The organism is Actinokineospora spheciospongiae, from assembly GCF_000564855.1.
Taxonomy (GTDB): domain Bacteria; phylum Actinomycetota; class Actinomycetes; order Mycobacteriales; family Pseudonocardiaceae; genus Actinokineospora; species Actinokineospora spheciospongiae.
In genome coordinates this window covers 1-26,247 of the sequence record NZ_AYXG01000230.1, presented here as the reverse complement: position 1 = coordinate 26,247, position 26,247 = coordinate 1, and the positions used below count along the sequence as shown (strand labels likewise).

Annotated in this window: 26 protein-coding genes; 11 read left to right on the top strand and 15 right to left on the bottom strand. The window is 72.7% G+C overall.

Annotated elements, in window-relative coordinates:
- Position 1: 1 nt before the first annotated feature.
- Together modA and UO65_RS29475 are read right to left on the bottom strand one after the other, a co-directional pair.
- Positions 2 to 742 carry a molybdate ABC transporter substrate-binding protein gene (gene modA, locus UO65_RS29480; RefSeq protein ID WP_035289048.1) on the bottom strand — a complete coding sequence of 247 codons (741 nt, stop codon included), beginning with the start codon at positions 740 to 742 and terminating at the stop codon, positions 2 to 4.
- A gap of 23 nt (positions 743 to 765) precedes the next feature.
- The gene (locus UO65_RS29475; RefSeq protein ID WP_035289045.1) at positions 766 to 1,158 is read right to left on the bottom strand and encodes a TOBE domain-containing protein; all 393 of its coding nucleotides are present in this window, start codon (positions 1,156 to 1,158) and stop codon (positions 766 to 768) included.
- A gap of 113 nt (positions 1,159 to 1,271) precedes the next feature.
- On the opposite strand from UO65_RS29475, the gene moaA reads away from it, so the two are divergent.
- The 3 genes from moaA (at position 1,272) to UO65_RS38865 (ending at position 3,714) form a co-directional block, all read left to right on the top strand.
- Positions 1,272 to 2,315: a GTP 3',8-cyclase MoaA gene (moaA, locus tag UO65_RS29470; protein ID WP_052021956.1), complete on the top strand. Its 1,044-nt coding sequence runs from the start codon at positions 1,272 to 1,274 to the stop codon at positions 2,313 to 2,315.
- A 3-nt stretch (positions 2,316 to 2,318) separates the two neighbouring features.
- Entirely contained in the window at positions 2,319 to 2,579 is a 261-nt protein-coding gene (locus tag UO65_RS37075; RefSeq protein ID WP_181399860.1) for a MoaD/ThiS family protein, read from the top strand.
- 454 nt (positions 2,580 to 3,033) lie between these two features.
- Positions 3,034 to 3,714, top strand: a complete 681-nt coding sequence (locus UO65_RS38865) for a LysM peptidoglycan-binding domain-containing protein (protein WP_035289040.1) — start codon at positions 3,034 to 3,036, stop codon at positions 3,712 to 3,714.
- 156 nt (positions 3,715 to 3,870) lie between these two features.
- Here UO65_RS38865 and UO65_RS29455 read toward each other — a convergent pair whose 3' ends face one another.
- From UO65_RS29455 to UO65_RS29440, 4 genes are all read right to left on the bottom strand, one after another.
- A complete protein-coding gene (locus UO65_RS29455; RefSeq protein WP_035289037.1) occupies positions 3,871 to 4,938 on the bottom strand; it encodes a molybdenum cofactor biosynthesis protein MoaE in 1,068 nt (355 codons plus the stop codon).
- Positions 4,935 to 5,411: a cyclic pyranopterin monophosphate synthase MoaC gene (moaC, locus tag UO65_RS29450; protein WP_035289034.1), complete on the bottom strand. Its 477-nt coding sequence runs from the start codon at positions 5,409 to 5,411 to the stop codon at positions 4,935 to 4,937. The genes UO65_RS29455 and moaC overlap by 4 nt, the downstream gene beginning before the upstream one ends.
- Before the next feature lie 28 nt (positions 5,412 to 5,439).
- Positions 5,440 to 6,846: an NAD-dependent malic enzyme gene (locus UO65_RS29445; RefSeq protein WP_035289032.1), complete on the bottom strand. Its 1,407-nt coding sequence runs from the start codon at positions 6,844 to 6,846 to the stop codon at positions 5,440 to 5,442.
- Between the two features lie 104 nt (positions 6,847 to 6,950).
- Complete coding sequence (locus UO65_RS29440) at positions 6,951 to 7,154, bottom strand: hypothetical protein (RefSeq protein ID WP_035289029.1); 204 nt, start codon at positions 7,152 to 7,154, stop codon at positions 6,951 to 6,953.
- 77 nt (positions 7,155 to 7,231) lie between these two features.
- Between UO65_RS29440 and UO65_RS29435 the strand changes: the two genes are divergently transcribed.
- On the top strand, positions 7,232 to 9,499 hold the full coding sequence (locus UO65_RS29435; RefSeq protein ID WP_035289111.1) for a helicase-associated domain-containing protein: 2,268 nt from the start codon (positions 7,232 to 7,234) through the stop codon (positions 9,497 to 9,499).
- Positions 9,500 to 9,929: 430 nt separating this feature from the next.
- On the opposite strand, the gene UO65_RS29430 is transcribed toward UO65_RS29435, so the two are convergent.
- The 4 genes from UO65_RS29430 to UO65_RS29415 are packed head-to-tail and all read right to left on the bottom strand — an operon-like array spanning position 9,930 to position 14,968.
- Positions 9,930 to 10,538: a GTP-binding protein gene (locus tag UO65_RS29430; protein ID WP_035289027.1), complete on the bottom strand. Its 609-nt coding sequence runs from the start codon at positions 10,536 to 10,538 to the stop codon at positions 9,930 to 9,932.
- The gene (locus UO65_RS38440; RefSeq protein ID WP_035289025.1) at positions 10,519 to 11,310 is read right to left on the bottom strand and encodes a DUF742 domain-containing protein; all 792 of its coding nucleotides are present in this window, start codon (positions 11,308 to 11,310) and stop codon (positions 10,519 to 10,521) included. Before UO65_RS38440 ends, UO65_RS29430 begins: the two co-directional genes overlap by 20 nt.
- A gap of 59 nt (positions 11,311 to 11,369) precedes the next feature.
- Positions 11,370 to 11,795 (bottom strand): roadblock/LC7 domain-containing protein, encoded by a 426-nt coding sequence (locus UO65_RS29420; protein WP_035289023.1) that lies wholly within the window; start codon positions 11,793 to 11,795, stop codon positions 11,370 to 11,372.
- Positions 11,792 to 14,968, bottom strand: a complete 3,177-nt coding sequence (locus tag UO65_RS29415) for a sensor histidine kinase (protein WP_052021955.1) — start codon at positions 14,966 to 14,968, stop codon at positions 11,792 to 11,794. The genes UO65_RS29420 and UO65_RS29415 overlap by 4 nt, the downstream gene beginning before the upstream one ends.
- Before the next feature lie 581 nt (positions 14,969 to 15,549).
- Between UO65_RS29415 and UO65_RS29410 the strand changes: the two genes are divergently transcribed.
- From UO65_RS29410 to UO65_RS29395, 4 genes are read left to right on the top strand one after another with little or no spacing between them, the layout of a single operon-like run.
- Positions 15,550 to 16,584 (top strand): ABC transporter substrate-binding protein, encoded by a 1,035-nt coding sequence (locus UO65_RS29410; RefSeq protein WP_084176370.1) that lies wholly within the window; start codon positions 15,550 to 15,552, stop codon positions 16,582 to 16,584.
- Positions 16,581 to 17,363 (top strand): ABC transporter permease, encoded by a 783-nt coding sequence (locus UO65_RS29405; protein ID WP_233427889.1) that lies wholly within the window; start codon positions 16,581 to 16,583, stop codon positions 17,361 to 17,363. The genes UO65_RS29410 and UO65_RS29405 overlap by 4 nt, the downstream gene beginning before the upstream one ends.
- A complete protein-coding gene (locus tag UO65_RS29400; RefSeq protein ID WP_052021953.1) occupies positions 17,360 to 18,142 on the top strand; it encodes an ABC transporter permease in 783 nt (260 codons plus the stop codon). Before UO65_RS29405 ends, UO65_RS29400 begins: the two co-directional genes overlap by 4 nt.
- 14 nt (positions 18,143 to 18,156) lie before the next feature.
- A complete protein-coding gene (locus tag UO65_RS29395; protein WP_084176374.1) occupies positions 18,157 to 18,933 on the top strand; it encodes an ABC transporter ATP-binding protein in 777 nt (258 codons plus the stop codon).
- A gap of 81 nt (positions 18,934 to 19,014) precedes the next feature.
- Here the strand turns inward: UO65_RS29395 and UO65_RS29390 are convergent, their stop codons facing one another.
- Complete coding sequence (locus tag UO65_RS29390) at positions 19,015 to 19,920, bottom strand: LppU/SCO3897 family protein (protein ID WP_052021951.1); 906 nt, start codon at positions 19,918 to 19,920, stop codon at positions 19,015 to 19,017.
- 181 nt (positions 19,921 to 20,101) lie between these two features.
- On the bottom strand, positions 20,102 to 20,689 hold the full coding sequence (locus tag UO65_RS33810) for an LppU/SCO3897 family protein (RefSeq protein ID WP_052021949.1): 588 nt from the start codon (positions 20,687 to 20,689) through the stop codon (positions 20,102 to 20,104).
- Between the two features lie 121 nt (positions 20,690 to 20,810).
- Between UO65_RS33810 and UO65_RS29380 the strand changes: the two genes are divergently transcribed.
- Positions 20,811 to 22,472: a DNA repair helicase XPB gene (locus UO65_RS29380; protein ID WP_035289018.1), complete on the top strand. Its 1,662-nt coding sequence runs from the start codon at positions 20,811 to 20,813 to the stop codon at positions 22,470 to 22,472.
- A gap of 36 nt (positions 22,473 to 22,508) precedes the next feature.
- A complete protein-coding gene (locus UO65_RS37070; protein WP_161784537.1) occupies positions 22,509 to 22,682 on the top strand; it encodes a hypothetical protein in 174 nt (57 codons plus the stop codon).
- Between the two features lie 23 nt (positions 22,683 to 22,705).
- Here the strand turns inward: UO65_RS37070 and UO65_RS29375 are convergent, their stop codons facing one another.
- Positions 22,706 to 23,506, bottom strand: a complete 801-nt coding sequence (locus tag UO65_RS29375) for a serine hydrolase domain-containing protein (protein ID WP_035289015.1) — start codon at positions 23,504 to 23,506, stop codon at positions 22,706 to 22,708.
- A gap of 55 nt (positions 23,507 to 23,561) precedes the next feature.
- Positions 23,562 to 23,993: a PPOX class F420-dependent oxidoreductase gene (locus UO65_RS29370; RefSeq protein WP_035289090.1), complete on the bottom strand. Its 432-nt coding sequence runs from the start codon at positions 23,991 to 23,993 to the stop codon at positions 23,562 to 23,564.
- Positions 23,994 to 24,044: 51 nt separating this feature from the next.
- Between UO65_RS29370 and UO65_RS29365 the strand changes: the two genes are divergently transcribed.
- Positions 24,045 to 24,986: an o-succinylbenzoate synthase gene (locus UO65_RS29365; RefSeq protein WP_267880627.1), complete on the top strand. Its 942-nt coding sequence runs from the start codon at positions 24,045 to 24,047 to the stop codon at positions 24,984 to 24,986.
- Here UO65_RS29365 and UO65_RS29360 read toward each other — a convergent pair.
- On the bottom strand, positions 24,973 to 25,998 hold the full coding sequence (locus UO65_RS29360) for a CapA family protein (RefSeq protein ID WP_084176369.1): 1,026 nt from the start codon (positions 25,996 to 25,998) through the stop codon (positions 24,973 to 24,975). The genes UO65_RS29365 and UO65_RS29360 overlap by 14 nt on opposite strands.
- Between the last annotated feature and the right edge of the window lie 249 nt (positions 25,999 to 26,247).

Here is a 26,247-nt window from a genome sequence, read left to right as displayed (position 1 = left end):
CTCACGGCGCGCTGAACCCGGCCCTGGCCAGTTCCGCCTGCCCGTCGGCGCCGCGCACCAGGGCCACGAACTCCCCGGCGAGGTCGGCCTGCGGGGCGGACTTGAGCACGGCGATCGGGTAGTCGTTGACGGCCTTGTCCGCCTCGGGGAACCCGACCGCGGTGACCCCGTCGCCCGCGGCCTTGGCGTCGGAGACGTAGACCAGGCCCGCGTCGGCCTCCCCGGCTCGCACCTTGGTCAGCACCGCCTTGACGTCCTGCTCCTCGCTGGCGGGTCGGAGGGTGACCCCGGCGGCGTCGGCGGCCTTCTTCGACGCCGCCCCGCACGGCACCTGCGGCGCGCACACGACCGTCGTCACGCCTTCTTTGCCCAGGTCGGCCAGGCCGGTGATCTTCGCCGGGTTCCCGGGCGGGGTGACGATGGTGAGCTTGTTGGTCGCGAACACCACGGCGGGGGCGGCGAGCAGGGCCTCCACCTTCTCCATGTTGGCGGTGTCGGCGGAGGCGAACACGTCAGCGGCGGCGTCGTTGGCGAGCTGCTGGGCCAGGGCGGACGACCCGGCGAAGTTGAGCCGGACGTCGACGCCGGGGTGGCCTGCCTCGAACTCCTTCTCCAGCGCGGTGAACGACTCGGTGAGCGAGGCGGCGGCGAAGACGGTCAGCGCCCTGCCCCCCTGGTCCGAGCCGGTGCCGCAGCCCGCGAGGACGAGGGCCGCGGCGGCCACGACGACGAACTTGCGCATGCGGGGCATCTCCTCGGGAGGGGTCAGGGCGTTTCGACGATGACCTGGGTCGCCTTGACGACCGCGACCGCCAGCGAGCCGGGCGCCAGGCCCAGCTCGCGGACGGCCTCGCTGCTCATCAGCGACACCACCCGGTGCGGGCCGCACTGGATCTCGACCTGGGCCATGACCGCGTCCTGCACGACCGAGGTGACCAGGCCGACGAACCGGTTGCGCGCGGAGCGCCCGACCCCGGTGGGGTCCGGCGCCGCCTCGGCCTGCGACCGGGCGAACTCGGCCAGCACCGCGCCGTCGACCACCTTGCGGCCGGAGGCGTCCAGCCCCGCGGCGAGGTGGCCCGCGTCGACCCACCGGCGAACGGTGTCATCGCTGACCCCCAGCAGGCGCGCGACGTCAGAAAACCGATAGTGCGGCATGGAACAGACCATACTTCCGCATCTGCGGTCTTGCGGTCGAGAAACCCCGGATCACCGGCATTTCCCGGTCCGGCGACCCCATCCGCCCGGCGACTACCCTCGAACCGGTGAGCATGGTCGATCTCGGATTGCCCGTAGTACCGAGCGTCGCCGGACGCCCCGACAACCCCCGGCTGGTGGACGGCTTCGGCCGGATCGCCACCGACCTGCGCGTGTCGCTGACCGACCGGTGCAACCTGCGCTGCACCTACTGCATGCCCGCCGCGGGCCTGGACTGGATGCCCGGCTCGCAGATGCTGTCGGACGCGGAGCTGGGCAGGCTGATCAGGATCGCGGTCGAGGACCTGGGCGTCACCGACGTCCGGTTCACCGGCGGCGAGCCGACCCTGCGCAAGGGCCTGGAGGAGCTGATCGCCTCGGTGGCGGCCCTGAGCCCGCGACCGCGCATCTCGATGACCACCAACGCCGTCGGCCTGGCCCGGCGGGCCGACGCGCTGCGCGCCGCCGGGCTCGACCGGGTGAACGTCTCGCTGGACACCGTGCGGCGGGAGCGCTACGCCGAGCTGACCCGCCGCGACCGGCTCCCCGACGTCCTCGACGGCCTCGCCGCCGCCCGCGCCGCCGGGCTGACCCCGGTGAAGGTCAACGCGGTGCTGCTGCGCGGGGTCAACGACGACGAGGCGGCCGACCTGCTGCGGTTCTGCGTCGAGCACGGGTACGCGCTGCGGTTCATCGAGCAGATGCCGCTGGACCCGCAGCACGGCTGGGACCGCTCGGAGATGGTGACCGCGGCGGAGATCCTGGAGCTGCTGGGCGCGGAGTTCGCGCTGACCCCGTCGCCGAGCGCGCGCGGGGCCGCCCCGGCCGAGCGCTGGCTGGTCGACGGCGGACCCGCCGACGTCGGCGTGATCGCCTCGGTGACCCGGCCGTTCTGCGGCGACTGCGACCGCACCCGGCTCACCGCGGACGGGGCGCTGCGGTCGTGCCTGTTCAGCACGACCGAGACCGACCTGCGCGGCCCGCTGCGCGCGGGCGCGGCGGACGCGGAGATCGCCGACCGGTGGCGGGCGGCGATGTGGGGCAAGCTCGCCGGGCACGGCATCAACAACACGGGCTTCGCCCAGCCCGACCGGCCGATGAGCGCGATCGGGGGCTGACCGGTGATCGAGACCGAGGTGCGGGTGCGGTATTTCGCGGGCGCGCGCGCGGCCGCGGGCGTGCGGGAGGAGACGGTGCGCCTGCCCGCGGGTGCCACCGTGGCCGACGCGGTGGCCGCCCTGGGCGCCCGGCACGGCGCGGCGTTGGCGCGGGTGCTGCCCGCGGCGAGCTTCCTGCTGGACGGTGTCGCTGTCCGTGACCGCGACATCCGGCTGCCCGATGTAACCGGTTTGGACGTTCTGCCCCCTTTCGCGGGGGGCTGATGGGCTTCCCGAACGGCCCAACGACGTGGGATCGGCGTAAGGCAGGTCTCACCCTCGGTGAATTATCTCGGGTAGGACACGGCGAAATAACAGCCCGGCCCACCTCCCCAAACAGCGAAAACCTGGGGGATCGTTTGAGGTTGCGCGGCGTTACTGTGACGACGGTCACCCCCCTTCCGATTTCCGTAAGCCCACGCGGTTACGTACCGTCGCTTCCGGTCGGACCCGAAACCGACCGCGCAGTACCCGGGAGTCCGTAGTGCCGAACCCTGTCCGGCGGCCTCCCGGGAACCAACCCCGAGCGAAAGCGACTTCCGGACAGGGGCGAGGGACCACGGACGGTCACGGGCAACCGTGATCGCAGTGGAGCCGGGTGAACACCACCGGCCGGGCCGCACGACTGGGCCCGACCCGCAGCGTTGATCACGCAGGCACGGGAGCCAGAGATCCCCGAATGTCCTACCGAGGCAAGCACCGCAAGCCGTCCACCACCAAGCGCGCCATCGCCCGAGTCGTCGTCGCAGGCGTCGCGGTCGGCGCCCCGATGGCGGTCGCCGCGACCCCGGCCTCGGCCGACACCGTGAACTGGGACGCGATCGCGCAGTGCGAGAGCGGCGGCAACTGGAGCACCAGCACCGGCAACGGCTATTACGGCGGCCTCCAGTTCAGTCCGAGCACCTGGCGCGCCAACGGCGGCAGCGGCTCCGCGCACAACGCGAGCCGCGAGGAGCAGATCCGCGTCGCGGAGAACGTGCTCAAGACCCAGGGCATCGGCGCCTGGCCGGTGTGCGGCAAGAAGTCGGGCAGCTCCGCCAAGCCCGCCACCGCCGCCGCGAAGAAGCCGGTGACGTCGAAGAAGGCGACCCCCGCGCAGAAGAAGGCCACCCCCAAGGCCACCACGAAGGCCGCCGCCCCGAAGGCGACCACGAAGAAGGCGGCCCCCGCCGCCCCGGTCGCCGCGGTGAGCACGTCGAACCCGGCCGGTGACTACACCGTGCTCGCGGGCGACACGCTGTCGAAGATCGCCAACCAGCTCAACGTCGCCGGTGGGTGGCAGTCGCTGGCCGAGAAGAACAAGAACTTCATCAGCGACCCGAACCTGATCCTCGTGGGTCAGAAGATCGCCACGAAGTAGGTTCTCCCACGCCGAGTGCTCCCGAGCCCCCGCCGTCCATCCCGGGCGGCGGGGGCTCGGTCGTGCTCGGGGTGCTCGCCCGCGATCAGGTCGCCGGAGGTCAGGTCGCCGGAGGTCAGGTCGCCGGAGGTCAGGTCGGCGGCGCTGAGCCGGTGATCAGGGGCAGTTGACCCACTCGTCGGTGCCGTCGGTGAACCGCTGGTGCTTCCAGATCGGCAGCCGGGACTTCACCTCGTCCACCAGCCGCGCGCAGGTGGCGAACGCGGCGCCCCGGTGGTCGGCGGCGACGGCGACGGCCAGGGCGGTGTCCCCGATCGCCAGGTCGCCGACCCGGTGCGAGACCGCCAGCGCGCGCACCCCCGGGGAGGTCGCGGCGACGTCCGCGGCGACCTCGGCGAGGACGTCCCCGGCGCTGGGGTGGCCCTCGTAGGTCAGGGACGTGACACCGCGCCCGCCGTCGTGGTCGCGCACGACCCCCGCGAAGGTCACCACGGCGCCCGCGGCGCGGTGGTCGACCAGGGCGGCGTGCTCGTCGACCGACAGGTCGTCCCCGGACACCTCGGCGCGCAGCACCGCGGCGGGCGCCCCGGGGGCCGGGTGCTCGCCGGGCGACTGCCCGGCGTCCGACGCCTCGACCCGGTGGCCGGACCGCTGCGCGGCGGGGTCGGCCTGCTGCCGCGCGGGGGGATCGGCCTGCTGCACGGCGGGTTGGTGGTGGTCTTGGGCGGGGTGTTGTGCGGCGGGGGCCGGGTGGTCGCCGCCGTGGAGTTGGTCGACGGCGTGGGTCAGGACGCCGTCGAGGACGGCGAGGCCGTCGCGGACGCCGCCGGTGGAGCCGGGCAGGTTGACCACCAGGGTGCGACCGGCGACCCCGGCCAGGCCACGCGACAGCACCGCCGTGGGCACCCCCGGCAGGCCCGCGGCGCGGATGGCGTCGGCCAGGCCGGGGACCTCGTGGTCCAGCACGGCCCGGGTCGCCTCGGGGGTGCGGTCGGTGGGGTTGATGCCGGTGCCGCCGGTGGTGAGGACGACGTCGACCGAGTCGGCCACGGCCGCGCGCAGCGCCGCCTCGACCGGGGCGCCGTCGGGGACCACGGCCGGGTCGGGCGTGGCGAAGCCGCGGTCGCGGAGCCAGGCTGCGATCAGCGGTCCGGTCCGGTCCGGGTAGACCCCGCCCGCCGCCCGGTTGGAGGCGGTGATCACCCGGCCGGTGCGCTCGCTCATGCTTCTCCCCTGCTCCAGGTGCCGGTCTTGCCGCCGTCCTTGCGGTCGACGCGGACCTGGTCCAGCACGGCGGCGGGGTCCACGGCCTTGATCATGTCGTGCAGGGTGAGCCCGCAGACCGCGACGGCGGTCAGCGCCTCCATCTCCACCCCGGTGCGGTCGGCGGTGCGGGCGGTGGCGGTGATGCGCACCTCCGACCCGGACGCCACCAGGTCGACCTTCACCCCCGTCAGCGCGATCGGGTGGCACAGCGGGATGAGGTCCGGGGTCCGCTTGGCGCCCATGATCCCGGCGATCCGGGCGGTGGCCAGCGCGTCCCCCTTGGGCAGCCCGTCGCGCAGCAGCAGCCCCACCACCTCCTCGGTGGTGCGCACCACCCCGGACGCGACCGCCACCCGCGCGGTCACCGCCTTCTCCGACACGTCGACCATCCGGGCGGCGCCGGAGGCGTCCACATGGCTCAGTTCACCCACGTGCCGATGCTACGGCCCGGCCCCCGGGCTACGCGGTGGCGGTGGCCGCCTTGCGGACGGCGTCGGCGACGGCCGGGGCGACCGCGGCGTCGAAGACGCTGGGCACGATGAACGAGGCGTTGAGCCGCTCGCCGTCGACCACGTCGGCGATGGCGTCGGCGGCGGCGAGCAGCATCTCGTCGGTGATGGTGTGGGCCTGGGCGTCGAGGAGGCCGCGGAAGACGCCGGGGAAGGCCAGCACGTTGTTGATCTGGTTCGGGTAGTCCGAGCGGCCGGTGGCGACGACCGCGGCGTGCCGCTGGGCCTCCAGCGGGTCGATCTCCGGGTCCGGGTTGGCCAGGGCGAACACCACCGGGTCGGGGGCCATGGTGGCGACCTGCTCGGCGCCGAACAGGTTGGGGGCGGACACGCCGATGAACACGTCCGCCCCGACCAGCGCGTCGTGCAGCCGACCGGACACCCCGTCGCGGTTGGTGTTGGTGGCGACCCAGCGCAGGTTCGCGTCGGTGTCGCCGCGGGCGCCGTGCACGATGCCGTCGACGTCGACGGCCAGGATGTCGGCCGGGCCGAGCTTGTCGCCGGTGTGGCGTTGCAGCAGCAGGCGGATGATCGCCGAGCCCGCCGCGCCGACGCCGCAGACCACGACCTTGCAGTCGGACAGGTCCTTGCCGACGACCCGCAGGGCGTTGCGCAGGGCGGCGACCACGCAGATGGCGGTGCCGTGCTGGTCGTCGTGGAACACCGGGATGTCGAGCTTCTCCCGCAGCCGGGCCTCGATCTCGAAGCAGCGCGGCGCGGCGATGTCCTCCAGGTTGATGCCGCCGTAGACCGGGGCGATCAGCTCCACCGTGCGGATGATCTCCTCGGTGTCCTGGGTGTCCAGGCACACCGGCCAGGCGTCGACCGAGCCGAACTTCTTGAACAGCGCCGCCTTGCCCTCCATCACCGGCAGCGCGGCGGCGGGGCCGATGTTGCCCAGCCCGAGCACCGCCGACCCGTCGGTGACCACGGCGACGGTGTTGCGCTTGATGGTCAGCCGCCGCGCGTCGTCCGGGTTCTCCGCGATCGCGGTGCACACCCTGGCCACGCCGGGGGTGTAGGCGCGGGAGAGGTCGTCGCGGTTGCGCAGCGCGACCTTGGCGGTGACCTCGATCTTGCCGCCGAGGTGCATCAGGAAGGTGCGGTCGGACACCTTGCGCACCTCGACCCCGGGCAGCGCGCCGAGGGTGTCGGAGATGTCGCGGGCGTGGTTGGCCGACATCGCGTTGCAGGTGATGTCGACCACGACCCGGTCGGTGTGCGACTCGACCACGTCGAACGCGGTGATGACGCCGCCGACCCGGCCGACCGCACTGGTGAGGTCACCAGCGGCCCCCGCGGACGGGGGCGCCTCGACCCGGACGGTGATGGAGTAACCGGGACCGGGGACGGGCATGTCGCTGCGCTCCAACTTCGGCGATCGAGGAACGAGCGCAGCTTAGCCCTGTCGGGTGCTCACAAATCCCACCGGGCGAACTGTCCGCCGGTGAGCGGGACGACCTACGGCGCGTCCTGGCGGTTGATCTCCGTGACCGGGTGCACGTAGGGCACCGAGTCGAGCGGGAACGTGGTGTCGCCGAACGGCGAGAGCGCACCCTGCCGGTCCGAGTGCAGCTCGCTGACCGGGTGCGACCCGTTGTCGTCGCCGCGCCACTCGGGGTCGATGCGGTGCTTGACGCGGTCCTTCTTGGCGACCTTCGCCACGGCTCCTCCTCGGTTGGCACTGCGGTTCCGGCGAGTACCGAGGTTACCGGAACCACCGTGCGTATACCGTGGTCAGGGTGTCCGGCCCCACGCTCACCGACTGGCTCCGCGCCAGGGACGACGAGACGCTGGCCGCCGTGCTGCGCGCCCGCCCCGACCTGGCGACCCCCCGACCGGCGGACACCGCCGTGCTGGCCACCCGCGCGGGCTCCCGCGCGTCGGTGGCCAGAGCCGCGGAGGGCTTGGACACGTTCACCCTGGCCGTCCTCGACGCCCTGCTCGCCGCCGACGCCGACCGCGCCCCGGTCCCGCTGCGGCGGGTGGTCGAGCACCTCCCCCCGGGCACCCCGGAGGAGTCCGCCCGCGCCGCCGTCGACCGGATGCGCGCCCTGGCCCTGGCCTGGGGCGAGGACGACGCGCTCGCGCTGCCCCCGGCCGCCCGGGAGGCGGGCGGTCCCACCGCGTCCTTGGGCAGGCCCTCGCCCACCCTGGAGCACGCGGACGTCCCGGCGCTGGTCGAGGCCCTGCCCGAGGACGAGCGCAAGGTGCTCGCCACCCTGGCGGGCGGGCGCCCGGTGGGCCGCACCCGGGACGCGGCGACCGTGCTGCCGCTGGCGCAGGCCAAGACCCCGATCCAGCGCCTGCTGTCCAGGGGCCTGCTGACCAGGTTGGACGCGGAGACGGTGGAGCTGCCCGGCCAGGTCGGCGCCGTCCTGCGCGGCACCCCGGCGTCGGTCGAGGTCACCGAACCCGAACTGCGCACCACCACCCGCAAGGCCGCGCTGGTGGACTCGACCGCGGCGGGCGCCGCCCTGGAGCTGGTGCGCCACGTCGAGACCCTGGTCCGCCTGTGGTCGGCCGAGCCGCCGCCGGTCCTCAAGTCCGGCGGCCTGGGGGTGCGCGACCTGAAGAAGGTCGCCCGCGTCACCGAGCTGTCCGAGCGGGACGCCACCCTGCTGGTCGAGGTGGCCGCCGCGGCGGCCCTGGTGGCCGACAACGAGGCGGCCACCCCGGAGTGGGTCCCGACCAACCACGCCGACCTGTGGATGGCCGCCACCCCGGCGAACCGCTGGGCCACCCTGGCCACGGCCTGGCTGGACCTCCCCCGCCTCCCCGGCCTGGGCGGTCTGCGCGACGCCAAGGACCGCATCCTGGCCCCGCTGTCCGACGAGCTGCGCAGGCCCGCGGCCCCGGTGGAGCGCCTGCGGGTGCTGGACGTGCTGGCGGACCTGCGCGCGGGCACCGGCGTCACCGACCCGGACGGCCTGGCCGCGGTCCTGGCCTGGCGGGCCCCCCGCCGCGGCGGCAGGCTGCGCGACGAGATGGTCCGCTGGACCCTCGCCGAGGCCACCACCCTGGGCCTGGTCGCCCTGGGTGCCCTCAGCGGCCCCGGCCGCACCCTGGTCGCGGAGGGCGCGGCCCCCGCGGCCAAGCGCATGGCCGAGGCCCTGCCCGACCCCATCGACCACGTGCTGGTCCAGGCCGACCTGACGGTGGTCGCCCCCGGCCCCCTGGAACCCCACCTGGCCGCCCGCATCACCGAAACCGCCGACGTCGAGTCGGCGGGCAGCGCCACGGTCTACCGGGTCAGCGAGTCCTCCATCCGCCGAGCCCTCGACGCGGGCCGCTCCGCGGCCGACCTGCACGAACTCTTCACCACGAAGTCCAAGACCCCCATCCCCCAGTCCCTCGAATACCTCATCGACGACGTGGCCCGCCGCCACGGCCGCCTCAGGGGAGGGGCAGCCACCTCCTTCCTGCGCTGCGACGACCCCGCCCTGATCGCCGAGGTCGCCGCCAGCCCCACCGCCACCACCCTGCAACTGCGCAAGATCGCCCCCACAGTCCTGGTCAGCCCCCTCCCCCTCCTGGAAATCCTCGACGACCTCCGAGCCGCGGGCTTCGCCCCCGCCGCCGAAGGCGCCGACGGCCAGGTCGTCGACCTCCGCCCCACCGGCCGCCGAATCCAAACCCCCGCCAAGGCCCTGCGCCGCGCGGTCCCCCGCACCCCCGGCCCCGACCAACTCACCGACATGGTCGCCGCCATGCGAGCGGGCGACCGAGCAGCCGACAGCAGGCGCGGCCGCACCGTCTCGGCGAAGTCCGGCTCCGGCGCCGGCGCCAACACAGCCGAAACCCTCGCCCTCCTCCAGGAAGCCACCCAAGCCCACCAGGCGGTCTGGATCGGCCTGGTCGACGCCCACGGCGTGGCCAGCCAACGGGTGATCGAACCCCTCCGCATCGGCGGCGGCATCCTGGAGGGCAAGGACCCCACCAGCGAGGAAATCCGCCGCCTCCCCCTCCACCGCATCACCAGCGCGGCCCTGGTCGAGTCAGAGAGCTAGCCCCAGCCCCAGCCCCGCCCAAAGCCACAGGCCACAGAAAAGCCCGGACGAGACACCCCGCCCGGGCCCAAATCCCTAAACTCGTCGGTCTGCAACGAAACCGCCACCCTGCCACCCAACGCCCCCACCCACCCAACCTGACCAGGAGGAGACCTGACCCACTCCCGGCCGCAGTCAGCTCCGCGAACTCGGTGTCAAGGGTGGCCGTAGGCCATCGGCGAAGCCGACGCCGAAGGCGCCCTTGACGCCGAGTTCGCGGAGTTGAACAATCGCGGCTTCCCAGGGTCAGGTCCCCAACCCCGCCACAGGCACCTCAAAGGCACAGCCGCCGCAGCCACAATCACCTCAAAGGCGCAGCCACCCAGCCCACAGGCCAGCTCGCGAAGGCGCAGCCCAGCCACAAGCCCCCAGAAGCGCAGCAAGCAGCAGATCAGCCCGCGCGCGACATCCGCTGCTGCATGGCGTGCTCCACCAACGTGATCAGCGTTTCCTTCGTCGAGTCCCGGTCCCGCGCGTCGGTCGTCACGATCGGCACCGAAGGCTCAACCGTCAACGCGTCGCGCACGTCGTCGATCCGGTGGTGCAACACCCGGTCGAAGCAGTTCAACGCGATCACGTAAGGCAGCCCGCGGTCCTCGAAGAAGTCGATCGAGGCGAACGCGTCCGCCAGCCGCCGCGTGTCGACCAGCACGATCGCGCCGATGGCGCCGCGAACCAGGTCGTCCCACATGAACCAGAACCGGTGCTGCCCGGGTGTGCCGAACAGGTACAGGATGAGGTCGGAGTCCAGCGACACGCGCCCGAAGTCCATGGCGACGGTCGTGGTGACCTTGTTCGGCGTCGACGACAGGTCGTCGACGTCCACGCTGGCCTCGGTCATGACGGCCTCGGTGGTCAGCGGGACGATCTCCGACACCGAGCCGACCAGGGTCGTCTTGCCCACGCCGAACCCACCGGCCACGACGATCTTCGCCGAGGTCGTCGGCTGCGGGGATGCGCCGCCGCGCGCGCTGAGGGGACTAGAGCCTGCGGAGCCCACTGAGCACCCTTTCCATGAATTCGATCGACGGCCGGTCGCCCACGACCATGCCGCTCTGGTGGATCGAGACGAGGCCCATGCCCGCCATGTCGCCGATGAGCACCCGCGCGACGCCCAGGGGCAGCCGCAGGTGCGCGGCGACCTCGGCGACGGAGCGGGTGTCCAGGCACAGGCCGCAGATGGACCTGTGCTCGGGACGGACGGCGGCGTCGGGTACCCGGCCCCGGTCGCTGGTGGAGACCAGCGCCTCGATCGCCAGATCGTAGTCGGAGCGGGTGCGCCCGCCCGTCTTGGTGTACGGGCGGACCAGCGACCCGGTTTCGTGCGGTGCGGAGTCGTAGAAGTCGCCGTGTCCACCGAAGTTCCCGGGGTCACCGAAGTTCCCACGGTCACCGAAGTTCCCGGGGTCTCCGAAGTCGGTGAAGGCCGCCGGTGCGGCGAAGTCGGGCTGTTCGGGCTCCGGGTCCAGGTCGGCCACCGCGGGGATCTCCTTGCTGTCCCAGTCTGACTGGGACGGGATGCCCGCGTCGACGCCGGAGTCGCCGTAGAGGGTGGCGCTCGGGCCGCCGAACAGCCTGGCCCGGAAGCCGTCGATGTCGAACCGGTTCGGCGGTTCACCGAATTCGGTGTCGGAGAGGTCCTCCCACCCGCGCTCGGACATGGTCGTCTGCCTCCGCTCAGGCTCACCCATCAGCTTGTCCCGGGGATCGTCGATGTCCCGGTCCGGCTCGAACAGCTCCCGCCGCCCGGCCGCGCGCCGACCCGTGCTCATCGCTCGCCCACCCGTCTCGCCACCGTCTCCACCCGCTCAGTACTCCGTCATCGGTACTGTCACCGGCGCTGCGTGCCCTGCAACTGCGCGCGCAGCTCGGGGGTCATCTGCTGGCCGACCCGCTCCACGAGCAGGGTCATCTCGTACGCGACCAGGCCGATGTCGCAGTTCGGCGCGGCCAGGACGGCCAGGCAGGACCCGTCCGAGATCGACATGAGGAACAGGTAGCCGCGGTCCATCTCGACCACGGTCTGGTTCACCCCGCCCGCCTCGAAGCAGCGCGCCGCGCCCGCGGTGAGGCTCACCAGGCCGGAGGCGACGGCGGAGAGCTGTTCAGCGCGGTCGCGGGGCAGGCCCTGCGAGCCCGCCAGCAGCAGCCCGTCGGCGGACACCACCACGGCGTGCGCCGCGCCGGGGACCTGACGGACGAAATCGGTGATGAGCCACCCGAAGCTACCGGGCTGGTGTACTGACGCGGTCGTCACTCCTGCTCCTCGTCTTGGCGGCTCTCGTCAGAACCGGTCTGGTCTCCAGGGTAGGCGTCGACGAGGGCGTGCCGCCCCCGCCTCACACCTTGCTGGAAGCTGGACATGCGACCGCGGACGGCGTCCGCGGTGCGGGGCGGGAGCGGAGGCGCCGCGGCGGACTGCTCCGCGGTCTCCTCCCTGGGGGCCGCCGACCCGGGCACGAGGTGTGCCTTGGGAACGCGTTTCGGCAGGCCCGCCGTGGTCATGGTGTCCGAGGTGGTGTCCAGCAGGGCCCTGGCCCGCTGCCACCCGTCGTCGCCGGGCGACTGCCAGGCGGCGGCCCTGGCCGAGGAGATCCGCTCGGCCTCGGCGTCCTCGGGGACCTCGGGAGCGTCGGTGGTGTCGCGGTGTTCGTCCTCGGCGTAACGGCCGGGGGCGTCCTGGGGGTCCCGGTGCCCTTCGTCGCCGTCCGCGGCGGGGTCGTGGGCACCGTTGGTCGAGCCGTTGGTCGAGCCGTTCGCCGAACCGCCGCCCGGGGCGTCGAGCCCGGCCAGCGGGTGCGGGGTGGAGCCGGAGTCGGTGGCCTCGAACCACTGCGAGAGCACGGCCTCGTAGATCGGCAGCCGCTCGGTCGGGGCGTCGAGGTCGCCGCGGTCCACCGGCTGCGGGGCCGGGCTGTCCTCGCGGCGGGTGAACGGCGCGTAGGCGTCGAAGCCGCCGTCGCGGCCGAAGCCGGTGCTGTGCCCGTTGAGGTCGGTCTCGGTCCGCTCCTGCGGCTCGGGCTCCTCGACCGGGAGCGGGCCGAACAGGTCGTAGCCGCTGTCCTCGACCCCCGGGCCGTTGTCCGGCTCGGGGTCCTGGGCGGTCGAGCGGCCGAAGGTGGAGATGTCGGTGCCGGAGAAGTCGAAGCCGTGGCCGTTGAGCCGGGCGCTGACCTCCTCCGGGTCGGCCGGGGGACCCCAACCGCCGGTGTCCTCGATGCTGTCGCGCAGGCCGAACTGCGGCTCGAAGGCCGGGAAGCCCGCGAGGTCGTCGGCGGAGCGCTCCACCGGGGACTCGGCCAGGATGCCGCCCTCGGCCTTGGGGGTGCGGTCGCGGTTGGCCCCGCCGAAGGCACCGGCGATGCCGCTGGCCTTGACCGCGGTGTCGCCGAACCCGGCGGTCTGCTGGATGGCGCTGCCGCCCGCGCCCGCGCCGGTGGAGACCAGCGCGGCCGGGACGGTGATCCGCGAGATCAGCCCGCCCTCGATGTCCTCGTTGTCGCGCAGCCGCACCTTGATCTCGTGCCGCTTGGCCAGCCGGGCGACCACGTACAGGCCCATCCGGCGGGTCACCGCGACGTCGAGGTCCGGCGGGTCGGCGAGCCGGGCGTTGGTCGCCTCGATCTCGTCGGCGGTCATGCCGACGCCGGAGTCGGTGATCTGGATGGCCAGTTCCTTCTTGCGGGTCATGGCCATCCGCACGTAGACCTTCTTCTCCGGCTCGGAGAACGAGGTCGCGTTGTCCAGCAGCTCCGCGATCAGGTGGACCAGGTCGGACACCGCGCGGCCCTGCACGGAGATCTCCGGGGCCGAGAGCACCTCGATCCTGGCGTACTGCTCGACCTCCGAGACCGCCGCGCCGACGACCTCGGCGGCGGGGACCGGCCGGGAGAGCTGGCGGCTGAGCCCGGAGCCGGAGAGCACCAGCAGCGACTCGGAGTTGCGCCGCATCCGGGTCGCCAGGTGGTCCAGCTCGAACAGGCTGGCGAGCTGGTCGGGGTCCTGCTCGTCCTGCTCCAGCCGGTCGATCAGCGAGAGCTGGCGCTCGACCAGGGTCTGCGACCGGCGGGACAGGTTGACGAAGATCGAGTTGATGTTGTCGCGCAGCAGCGCCTGCTCGGTCGCCATCCGGACCGCCTGGTCGTGCACCGCGTCGAAGGAGCGGGCGAGCTGGCCGGTCTCCTCGCGGGTGAACACCGGGACCGGGTCGACGGCGTTCTTCGACGCCTCCACCGGGTCGGGGTCGGCGAGGATGCGCTGCACCGTCTCCGGCAGCCGCCGGTTCGCCACGTCCAGGGCGTCGCGGCGCAGCACGCGCAGCGGGACCAGCAGCGAGCGGGCGACCAGGACGGTGACGCCGAGGGCGAGCAGGATGGCCAGCAGCACGATGGCCGCGTCGCGCCAGGCGGTGAAGGCGGCGTCGTCGGCGGACTGCTGGGCCCGGCCGCGCAGCTTCTCCAGCAGCGAGATCTCGACCCGGCGCATCGAGTCGGCGGTGACCTTGGCGTCGTTGATCAGCCGGGCGCCGTCGATGTTGAGCGGCCTGCCCTGGTCGGCGTTGTTCAGCGCGGTCTGCACGACCCGCGCGCGGTCGTCGACCTCGAAGCCGGAGAAGGTGTCGGCGAAGAACTGGGCCTCGACCGGGTCGGCGTTGGCGCGGAAGTTGCCGATGGCGGCGTTGTAGCCGGCCTCGGCGGCCCTGGCCTGCTCCTGCATCCCGGCCGGGAAGGCACCGCGCGCCGCGGCGATCATCAGGATGGAGTTCTGCCTGCTGAGGAACTCCTTGGCCTGCACGATCGCCAGCGAGGTCGCGCCGAGCCGGGAGATCTCCGACTGGGCCAGCGTGGAGGTGAACTCCGCGCCCGCGGCCAGCACGTTCTCCAGCAGCGCGCTGTAGGCCCGGTAGACGGCCACGTCGGGGTAGGAGCTCGCGGTCGACAGCGCCGCGTTGCGCACCGCGCCGACGGCGCCGAGGCGGCCCGCGAGGTCGGCGAGCAGCTCGCCGTTGGCGGTGGAGCTGGCGGCGGCGGCCTGGGTCAGCTTGTTCAGGCTGGCGTTGGTGCGCTGGATCTGGCCCTGCATGGGGGCGGTGTCGCCGGTGCGGTTGCCCGCCACGAACGCGACCACCATGTTCCGCTCGCCCTGCAGGTCGTGCACCAGGGCGACGACGTCGAGGGTGGCGGTGATGCTGGTGGAGGCGTCGTCGAAGGTGGACGCGCGGTCGAGCTCACCGGCCGCGCGCAGCACGCCGAGGGCGATGGCGGTGATGATGGGGACCAGCAGGACGGCGATCAGCTTGGTGCGCAGCCGCCAGTTGCGCAGCCGCCAGCGCGAGCCGCCCTCGACGATCTTGCGACCGGAGCTCCTCGCCTTGGCCGCCGCGCCCGCTTCTGCCTCGGACGTGGTGGGCCCACCGGTGTGGTCGGGCACTGCCAGCACTCTCCCTGCATCTGAGCCAGTAGCCCGTCGAGTCGGTGGCCGGCTTCGCACGGACAACTTCGCAGCAGGGGGACGGTCGCGTCACCGACTCCTGACGCGAGCCCGCCGGGTTGGCCGGATTCGACCGAATCCGGGTTACCGACCGGTACCGCGCCAGCGCCTCCGTGCTGCTCGGCAGAGCGTACCCCTGACTGTGGACACAGAAGGTAGCGAAGTCCACGTTCCGATGTAACCCTTCCAGGGCATCATCACAGGGAGTGGCCAACCGTTAGCCCAGTCGATCACTCGGACGCGTTAGGTAAACGCTGTTTACGCTAGGGGCTCTTTCACCCGTTTGGCGCTAAAACGGTGGGTGACCTTGGAAAAAAGTTACTTACGGTAAACCCCAGGTCAGATGCCCTATCGAGTTCGCCCAGACGGGCCAACAGAACCGCCCGATTCAGTGAGAGAGTTCACCAGCAGATACCTGGTGCGCACTCATTGTGACCCGCAGAGCAAGTCTCTACAGTGCGTCTCGGTCCAGGGGGAACCGCACCTCGGCAAACCACGTGCTCCTACGAGGAGAGGCTCCAATGCTTCGACGCTTTACCAGCGGACGGGTCCGCACCCGCCTGTCCGTCGCCGCCATGGCGATGACCCTGGCCGCCACCGTCAGCGGCTGCGGCCTGCTCGGCGGCGACGACTCCGGGGACTCCGCCGCCCAGTCCGGCGGCGGGTCGATCGAGAAGACCAAGATCAAGGTCGGGGTGCTGCCCGTCGTCGACGTCGCGCCGTTCTACCTGGCCGTCGAGCAGGGCTACTTCAAGGAGGAGGGCCTCGAGGTCGAGCCCGTGGTGATGGGCTCCGGGCCCGCGGCCATCAGCGGCATCCTCAACGGCGACCTCGACATCGCCTTCGCCTCGTACCCGGCGCCGCTGCTCGCGCAGAGCACCAAGGTCGCCGACTTCAAGATCGTCGCCGACGCGCTCGCGGCCAAGCCCGGCCACCTCGTGGTCGTCGCCCCGCCGAACTCCTCGCTGAAGAAGCCCACCGACGCGCCGGGCAAGCGGATCGCCATCACCGCGCGCAACAGCATGACCGACCTGGCCCCGATGTCGGTCCTCAAGACCGAGGGCGTCGCCTACGACCAGGTCCAGTGGGTCGAGATGCCCTTCCCGAACATGATCACCGCCATGCAGAACGGCGAGGTCGACGGCGCGGTCACCGTCGAGCCGTGGGTGACCATCGCGGAGAAGCAGCTCGGCGCGACCCCGGTGTTCGACGGCGCCTCCGGCCCCACCGCCGAGATCCCGATGTCGGGCTTCGTGGCGGTCAGCGGCAACGGCAAGTTCGCCACCACCAGCCCCAACACCATCGCGGCGTTCCAGCGCGCCCTGGGCAAGGCGCAGGCGCAGGCCACCGACCGGCCGAAGATGGAGCAGATGTTCGTCAAGTACGCCAAGGTCGACAAGGAGACCGCGCAGCTCGTCACCATCTCCACCTACTCCACGTCGCTGGAGGCCAACCGCATCCAACGGGTCGCCAACCTGATGAAGGAGTTCGGGGTGATCAAGGGCGACCTCGACGTGGCCTCGATGATCCCGAACGCGGGCACCACCGGCAAGTGACCGGGCAGCGGACGGGCTCGCGGGCCGCCGCGGGGCTGGTCGGTCTGGTCGGCTTCTTCCTGGTCTGGGAGGTGGCCAGTCGGACCGGCCTGGTCCCGGCGTACTACCTGCGACCCCCGTCGGTCGTGCTGCCCACGGTCGTGCGGCTGCTCGGCGACACCGGGTTCCTGCGGGCACTGGTGGCCACCGTGTTCGCCACGCTGATCGCGGTGGCCGTCGCCGTGGCGGTCGCGGTGCCCGCCGGGCTGCTGCTCGGCAGCGTCACCTGGGTGCGCCGGGCGGTGATGACCCTGGTCGAGTTCCTGCGGCCGATCCCGTCGGTGGCGCTGATCCCGCTGGCGCTGCTGACCTTCGGCACCGGCCCGGACACCAAGATCACCCTGGCGGTCTACGGCGGGCTGTGGCCGATCCTGTTCAACACCATGTACGCGCTCGACGAGCTCGACCCGCTGCACGTGGAGACCGCCCGCGCCTTCGGCGTCGGCAGGCTCGGCGTGCTGGGGCGGGTGGCGCTGCCCAGCGCGGCGCCGTTCGTGCTCACCGGCATCCGGCTCACCTTCGCCATCTCGCTGGCCGTCGTGGTCAGCGTCGAGCTGTTCTCCGGCGGCACCATCGGGCTCGGGCAGTTCATCCTGGAGGCCAGCTCGGGGGCCTCGCAGATGGACGAGGTGCTGGCCGCGACGGTGCTGGCCGGGCTGATCGGGTACGGGGCCAACGCGGGCCTGGAACGGCTGAACAACCGGTTCTTCGCCTGGAACGCGCGCGGGGGTGGGCGGTGAACCTGCTCAAGGGGACCGCCCAGCGCTGGGTCGTGTTCGTGGTCGCGGTCGCGCTGTGGGAGCTGGTCACCCGCGCGGCCGACGACGTGTTCTTCCCGCCGCCGACGACCATCGCCGAGGCGGCCGGGCAGATCTGGTTCTCGCCGCTGTTCGGCGAGCACGTGGTGCCCGGCGTCGGCCGGATGCTGCTGGGCTGGGCGCTGTCGGGGGTCATCGGGGTCGCGCTGGGCATCCTGCTCGGCCGCTCCCGCACCGCGATGGCCTACCTCGGCCCGACGTTCAACTTCATGCGCTCGATCCCGCCGCCGCTGCTGGTGCCGTTCTTCGCCGCGACCATCGGGGTCACCTCGATGCAGCTGCCGACGATCGTCTTCGGCGCGGTGTGGCCGGTGCTGCTCAACACCGTCGACGGCGCCCGCGCGGTCGACGACACCAAGGTCGACACGGCCAGGGCGTTCCGGCTCAGCGGGCCGCAGTGGCTGCTGGGCGTGGTGCTGCCCTCGGCGCTGCCGAAGGTCTTCGCGGGCCTGCGGCTGAGCCTGTCCATCTCGCTGATCCTGATGGTGGTCTCCGAGCTGGTCGGCTCGATCAACGGCATCGGCAACCAGCTCGTGCAGGCGCAGCGCGACTACGACCTGCCGACCATGTGGGCCTGGATCGTGCTGCTCGGCGTGCTCGGCTACCTGTTCAACACCCTGCTGCTGCTGGCCGAGCTGCGCGCCCTGGCGTGGCAGCCGCGGCACTCACCCGAAGCCCAGTCCCTCGCGACCGGAGGATGACCGTGACCCCGACGATGCTGCAGGTCACCGACCTCGGCCACACCTACCAGTCCAAGGACGGCCCGTACGACGCCATCGACGCGCTCGGCTTCACCGTGGCCGCGGGTGAGCTGGTCTGCGTCGTCGGCCCGTCCGGGTGCGGCAAGTCGACGCTGCTGCGCACCGTCGCCGGTCTGATCCGCCCCTCCCGGGGTTCGGTCAGCCTGCACGGCACCCCGGTCGACGGGGTGCCGGAGGACCTGGCGGTGGTGTTCCAGGACTACAGCCGCTCGCTGTTCCCGTGGCTGACCGTGCAGCGGAACGTGGAGTTCCCGCTGCGCGGGCTGCCCAGGGCCGAGCGGGCGGCCCGCGCGGCCGAGGCGCTGGCCGCGGTCGGCCTGGAGCGGGCGGGCCGCAAGTACCCGTGGCAGCTCTCCGGCGGGATGCAGCAGCGGGTGGCGATCGCCCGCGCGCTGGCCTACCGCCCGGCGCTGCTGCTGATGGACGAGCCGTTCGCCTCGGTGGACGCGCAGACCCGCTTCGAGCTGGAGGACCTGCTGCTGCGCGTGCGCCGCGAGCAGGACACCACCATCCTGCTGGTCACCCACGACATCGACGAGAGCGTGTACCTGGGCGACCGGGTGCTCGTGCTGTCGAAGTCCCCGGCGTCGGTGGTGGCGCAACTGCCGGTGGACCTCGGCGAGCACCGCGACCAGATCACCACCCGCGCCAGCGACGAGTTCGTGGAGCTGCGCGCCAAGGTCGCCGGGCTGCTGCAGGGCGTGCCGCAGACGGAACCGGTGGCCCCCTAGACCGCGCTCGGACAACGGGAAGGCCCCGGCGGAACCCCGCCGGGGCCTTCCCGTTGTCCGAGCGCGTGTCGACAGCCGCCGCTACTGCTTGTCCTCCAGGCAGATCACCCTGGCGGGTTCGGTGTAGATGCGGCCGTTGTTGGTGTTCGGGGCGCCCGCGCAGGCCTCCTGCTCGGACTTGCCCTCGACGACGTCGAGCACCTCGGTCTGGGCACCCGCGCAGGTGACCTTCCGCGCCTTGTCGACCGAGTCCAGGTCGTTGAAGCACTCGCCCTTCTTGGCGTTGAGCACCAGGCACAGCGAGAAGTCCGAGCCGCGGCCCTCGCTGGTGTACTGCTGGTAGTCGCCGTCGGGGCACTCGGCGGAGGCGCTGTCGAGCTTCTTGGCGACCTGGAGCACGGCCTCGTTGCTGCCGCAGTCGATCTTCTCGACGTCGGCGTCGGTGGTGCTGGCGTTGTTGACCTTGATGCAGTCCCCGGCGTCCGCGCTGGCCGGGCTCTTGGTCAGGTTGACGACGGCGAGGACGCCGATGACCACCACGACCACGGCGACGATGGCCAGGCCGATCAGGCGGCCCTTGCTCTTCTTGGGCGGGGCGGGCGGCGGGCCGGGCGGCATCGCGCCCGCCTGCACCGGCTGCTGGCCGAACGGGGGCGGCGGCTGCTGGCCGGGCACGCCCTGCGGCGGGGTGCCGGGGGCCTGCCCGTACTGCGGCTGCCCACCGGGCGGGGTGCCCGGGCCGTACTGGGGCTGCCCACCCGGGGCCTGGCCGTACTGGGGCTGACCGCCCGGCGGGGTGCCGGGGGCTTGCCCGTACTGCGGCTGCCCACCGGGCGGGGTCCCCGGGCCGTACTGGGGCTGACCGCCCGGCGGGGTGCCGGGGGCCTGGCCGTACTGCGGTTGCCCACCGGGCGGGGTGCCCGGGCCTTGGCCGTGCGGCGGCTGGCCCTGGGGACCGGGCTGACCCGGCTGCTGCGGGTTCGACATCGTGCACCTCATGCGCTTCGTCAACAGGAGTTCGCGGGGCCGCCCGGTCGCCTGCCCCCCAAGACTCGGACCGCACGGGCGTCGCAATCTAACGTGCGGATCGCGCGGGCATGACACGAACCGACCAAACCGGATGCCGGTCACCGACAGTGAGCGTCCGAACGCGAGGGTGCGCGCCCGCTCAGGTCCCCGGCGTTTCCAGGCAGTAGACGACCGGCGGTTCCGGGTAGCCCAAGCCGTTGCCGCCGGGGCAGGGCGCCGGGTCCGAGGAGCCCTCGATGACCCTGGTCACCCGGATGGCCTCCGCCGCGGTGCAGTCAGCCAGGCGGAAGGCGCGGTTCTCGTCGTCGGGCTCGTAGCAGCCGCCCTCGCGGAAGTTGGGCATCAGGCAGCGCAGCGCGCCGCCGTCGCGCAGCTCCCGGTAGGCGCCCTCCGGGCAGCCCGCCGCGCTGTCCCCCGTGGACGCGACGCGGAAGGTGGCCTCGTCGTCGTCGCAGGACAGCGGGGTGAGCGCGGCGCTGTCGTCGTCGCCCGCGACCGAGGCGCAGTTCCCGGCGTCGGTGCTCGACCCGGGGGCCACGTACCGCAGGAACAGGAACGCCACCACGAAGATGCCCACCGCGATGGCCGCCACCGCCCACGCGGGCAAGCGCTTGCGCGGCGTGCGGGCCACCTCCCCGCCCTCCCCGGAACCGGTGTCGGGCTCGGCCGACATCGCGGGGATGAAGTGGGGTTCACCGTCGGGGTCGTGGTCCCTCTGCTCGTCCATGCGTGGCCTCTCGCACTCCGGGGCCTGCGACGGTAGCGGGCCGGGGAGGGTGGGAGTAAGCAGGCACCCGACGGCGTTTGACAGACTGAATCCCCAGTCGAGCGTAGGGAGCGACCGCACCGTGACCGACGGCCCGCTGATCGTGCAGTCCGACAAGACGCTGTTGCTCGAGATCGACCACGCCAGTTCCAACGACGCGCGAATCGCCATCGCGCCGTTCGCCGAGCTGGAGCGCGCCCCCGAGCACGTGCACACCTACCGGATCACCCCGCTGGCGCTGTGGAACGCGCGCGCCGCCGGGCACGACGCCGAGCAGGTGGTCGACGCGCTGTCGTCGTACTCGCGCTACCCGGTGCCGCAGCCGCTGCTGATCGACATCGTCGACACCATGGGCCGGTTCGGGCGGCTGACGCTGCAGAACTCCCCCGTGCACGGGCTGACCATGGCCTCGAACGACCGCGCGGTGCTCGAAGAGGTGCTGCGCAACAAGAAGATCGGCCCGATGCTGGGCGAGCGCATCGACGACGACACCGTGGTCGTGCACCCCAGCGAGCGCGGTCGGCTCAAGCAGATGCTGCTCAAGGTCGGCTGGCCCGCCGAGGACCTCGCCGGGTACGTCGACGGCGAGGCGCACCCGATCGCCCTGCGCGAGGACGGCTGGCAACTGCGCGACTACCAGCGGATGGCCGCCGACTCGTTCTGGGCGGGCGGCTCCGGGGTGGTCGTGCTGCCCTGCGGGGCGGGCAAGACCCTGGTCGGCGCGGCGGCGATGGCCAGGGCCGAGGCGACCACGCTGATCCTGGTCACCAACACCGTCTCCGGCAGGCAGTGGAAGCGCGAACTGGTGGCGCGCACGTCGCTGACCGAGGACGAGATCGGCGAGTACTCCGGCGAGCGCAAGGAGATCCGCCCGGTCACCATCGCCACCTACCAGGTGATCACCCGCAAGTCCGGGGGCGAGTACCGGCACCTGGAGCTGTTCGACTCCCGCGACTGGGGCCTGGTGGTCTACGACGAGGTGCACCTGCTGCCCGCGCCGGTCTTCCGGATGACCGCCGACCTGCAGTCGCGCCGCCGCCTGGGCCTGACCGCCACCCTGGTCCGCGAGGACGGCCGCGAGGGCGACGTGTTCTCCCTGATCGGCCCGAAGCGCTACGACGTGCCGTGGCGCGACATCGAGCAGCAGGGCTGGATCGCCCCGGCGGAGTGCACCGAGGTCCGGGTGACGCTCACCGACAGCGAGCGGCTGTCCTACGCGGTGGCCGAGCCGGAGGAGCGCTACAAGCTGTGCTCCACGGCGCAGACGAAGATCCCGGTCGTCAAGCAGATCCTGGCCAGGCACCCGGACGAGCCGACCCTGGTCATCGGCGCCTACCTCGACCAGCTCGACGAGCTGGGCGCGGCCCTGGACGCCCCGGTCATCCAGGGTTCGACGAAGAACAAGGAGCGCGAGGTCCTGTTCGACGCGTTCCGCAAGGGGGAGCTGCGGACGCTGGTGGTGTCGAAGGTGGCGAACTTCTCCATCGACCTGCCGGAGGCCTCGGTCGCGGTGCAGGTCAGCGGCACCTTCGGCTCCCGCCAGGAGGAGGCCCAGCGCCTGGGCAGGCTCCTGCGCCCCAAGGGCGACGGCCGCCAAGCGCACTTCTACTCGGTCGTCTCCCGCGACACCCTGGACACCGACTACGCCGCGCACCGCCAGCGCTTCCTCGCCGAACAGGGCTACGCCTACCGCATCTGCGACGCCGACGACCTGCTCGGTCCGCCGATTCCCGAAATCGGCTGAGGTTTCACCCGGCACGCGGCGGGTTAATCCAGGGGTATGAGCGAACCGGTCGACTTCAGCGAGCACGACACCACCGGGCGGCTGGCCGAGCACAGCAGGCAGACCCTCGACGAGGCGAAGAAGGCCGCCGACGAGGCGCTGGGCGACCACGCCGAGCCCGACCCCGTTCCCGACGCCGACGGCCCCGAGCGCCCGGGCCTGCCCGGCTGATCCCGACCGCCGACCACCGCCGCTCAGCGGTGGTCGGCGAGCACGGCGTCGCTGAACGGCGGCCACGCCTCGACCGCCCACGGCCCGAACGCCCGGTCGGCCAGCGCCACGCAGGCCAGCCCCGCGTCCGGGTCGACCCACAGGAACGTGCCGGACTGTCCGAAGTGGCCGAAGGTGCGCGGCGAGTTCCCCGCGCCGGTCCAATGTGGACTCTTCCCGTCCCGCAGCTCGAACCCCAGCCCCCAGTCGTTGGGCCGCTGGCTGCCGTACCCCGGCAGCACGCCGTTGAGCCCGGGGAACACCACGGTCGTCGCCTCGGCGAACAGCTCACCGCTGACCAGCGTCGGCGCCTGCAACTCCGCCGCGAACAGCGCCAGGTCCGCGCACGTCGACACCGCCCCCGACCCGGCGGACCCCTCCAGCGCGGTCGACCCCATGCCCAGCGGCTTGAGCACGCCCTCGGCCAGGTAGTCGGGGAAGGCGATCCCGGAGGACTCCGCCACCGCTTCCGCCAGCACCTCGAAACCCGCGTTGGAGTAGATCCGCCGCGTCCCGGGCTGGGCCTGCACGTCCCGCGAGTCGAAGGCGTACCCGGCGGTGTGCGCGACCAGGTGCCGCACGGTCGCCCCCGGCGGCCCGGCGGGCTGGTCCCACTCGACCGCGCCCTCTTCGGCGGCCACCAGCACGGCGTAGGCGGTCAGCAGCTTGGTGACCGAGGCCAGCGGGTACCGCCGCTCCTGGTCGCCGTGGCGCTCGCGCACCCGCCCCCCGGCCACCACGGCGGCGGAGGCGTTGTCGACCGGCCAGTCCTCGATCAAGCGCATGGCCCCGACCCTACGTTCGGCCCACCCGGCGGCGGCTCCCAGGTCGGCGCGGCCGTCAGTCGCTGATGGCGGCCAGGGCGATGACCTTGGTGATGCGTCCGAAGACCAGCAGCTCGCCCGGCACGGCGTTGCGCCTGCCGTACTCCTCGGCCCGCTCCTCGCCCATGTACCGCCGGGCGATCACCGTGCTCCAGCGCAGCAGGTCGTCGGGGTCCTCGGAGATCTCGGCGACCGCCTGGAACTGCACGTAGGCGTACGGCTCCCGCTCCAGGTCCACGCACAGCGCGAACCGGGGCTCGCGGCGCAGCGCCTTGCCCTTGACGGTGTCGGCGCCGGTCATGAACACCACCCGGTCGCTGTCCTCGTCGACGACGAACCAGATCGGGGCGACGTGCGGGCTGCCGTCGGCGCGGACGGTGGCGAGCTTGCCGGTGCGGGTGCCGTGGTGGACGAACTCCAGCCACTCGGCCCGGTCCATCTTGTGCATGTCCACCAGCCTCCCAAAGGCCCGGCGGCGGCGCAGTGCCAGGATGTCCGGGTGCCCCCTCTGGTCTACTCGATCCCGATGCGCACCCGCTTCCGGGGCATCACCGTCCGCGAGGGACTGCTGCTGGAGGGCGCGCGCGGCTGGGGCGAGTTCTGCCCGTTCCTCGACTACGACGACACCGAGTCGGTCCCGTGGCTGGCCAGCGCCCACGAGGCCGCCGACGAGGGCTGGCCGGAGCCGGTGCGCGACCGCGTCCCGGTCAACTGCACGGTCCCCGTGGTCACCCCCGCCCGCGCCCTGGAGATCGTGACCGCGTCGGGCTGCGCCACGGCGAAGGTCAAGGTCGCGGACCCGGGTTCCCCGCTGTCGGCCGACCTGGACCGGGTCGCCGCCGTCCGCGAGGCACTGGGCCCCGGCGGGCACATCCGGGTGGACGCCAACGGCGCGTGGGACGTGGACACGGCCGTGTCCGCGATCGGCACGCTGGCCAGGGCGGCGGGCGGGCTGGAGTACGTGGAACAGCCGTGCCGCACGGTCGAGGAGCTGGCCGCCGTGCGCAGGCGGGTGGCGGTGCCGATCGCGGCGGACGAGTCGATCCGCCGGGCGGAGGACCCGCTGCGGGTGGCGGTCGCGGGCGCGGCGGACATCGCCGTGCTCAAGGTGGCCCCCCTGGGCGGGGTCCGGCGGGCGCTGGCGGTGGCGGAGGCGTGCGGGCTGCCGTGCGTGGTGTCCTCGGCGGTGGAGAGCAGCGTCGGCCTGGCAGCGGGCCTGGCCCTGGCGGGCGCCCTCCCGAACCTGGAACACGCCTGCGGCCTGGCGACGATGGCCCTGTTGGCGGGGGACACCACGCCGACCTCGTTCACCCCGGTCAACGGCCACCTGCCGGTCCCGCGCACCCCGCCCACCCCGGACCCCACCGTGGCGGCCGACGCGGAAACCACGGCCCGCTGGCTGGACCGGTTGGCGCGGGTGCGGCGGCTCAGGGCCGGGTGAGCCCCGCCTGCCCCGCCCCCAGGCTCAGGACGATCCCGTCGGTGCGGGCCAGGGACTCCGCCCGACGCGGGGCAGCGGCGTCGGCGGTCAGGTCGCGCAGCCGGATGGGCGGCCCGAGGTCCACCACGGTCGGGATGTACTCGGCCCTGTCGACCACCCACCCACCCGCCCCCTCGGCGAAGTGGAACCGGGCCATCGCCCCCTCCTCGGTCACCCCCTTGGGCTCCTCGTGCCTGGCGACCTGGTTGCCCAGGCCGTAGGCCACCCACTTGCCGTTGACCTGCTCGAACGGCTGCACCACGTGCGCGTGGTGCCCGATGATCACGTCCACGGCCGGGTCGGCGAGCACCTCCCGCGCGATCCGGCGCTGACTCGCGGTCACCTCGTGCTGCCCCTCGGTCCCCCAGTGCAGGCTCGCCACGACCACCTCGGCCCCCACCGCCCTGGCCGCCCGCGCGGCAGCCACCACGTCAGCGCTGTCGAGCGTGTTGACCATCCACGGACTGCCCGGCGGAGTGCGGGTGCCGGTGTTGAGCCCGAAGGTGAAGGACACGAACCCCACCTTGACCCCGGCCACGTCCCGCACCAACGGCTTGGCCGCCTCCGCAGCCGTCCGCGCCGACCCCGTATGGGTGACCCCAGCGGCATCCAGCGCGTCCAGGGTGGAGGTCACGCCGCCAGCGCCTTGGTCAAGGGTGTGGTTGGAGGCGGTGGAACAGGTGTCGAAGCCACTGGCGGCCAACCCCGAAGCCAGTTCGTTGGGCGCGACGAACCGTGGATACCCCTCGGCAGCACCCCCGGGCGCCGCGATCGGCACCTCCAGGTGGCACACCGCCACATCCGCCTGGTCCAACACCGTTTTGACCCCACCGAACAACGGCGCGAAACCACCATCGGCCCGCGCCTGCTCGCTCAAAGCCGGGTGGATCAGCACATCACCCCCCGCAACCAGGGTGAACCCGGGCGGCTTCGGCGCACCACTGGTGACCGGCAGCCCACCCGCCCCCGCCATCGGATCAGGCGGCACCTCACCAACGGTCGGATTGCCCGTGCACCCCGCGAGGAGCACCCCGCAGGCCAGTCCCCCCACCACCCGCTTCCACACGCAGCGACCCTAACCCACCATCGAGTGTCACCCGTTCGCCCCAGAACCCGCCCCCCAAACCACCCACCCAACAAACCGCCAGCCCGGCTACGCCACTATCCAGGTGGGTGGATGCGCTTGCCCAGCCGACCACCCCGAGAACCGCCGGCCCGGCGA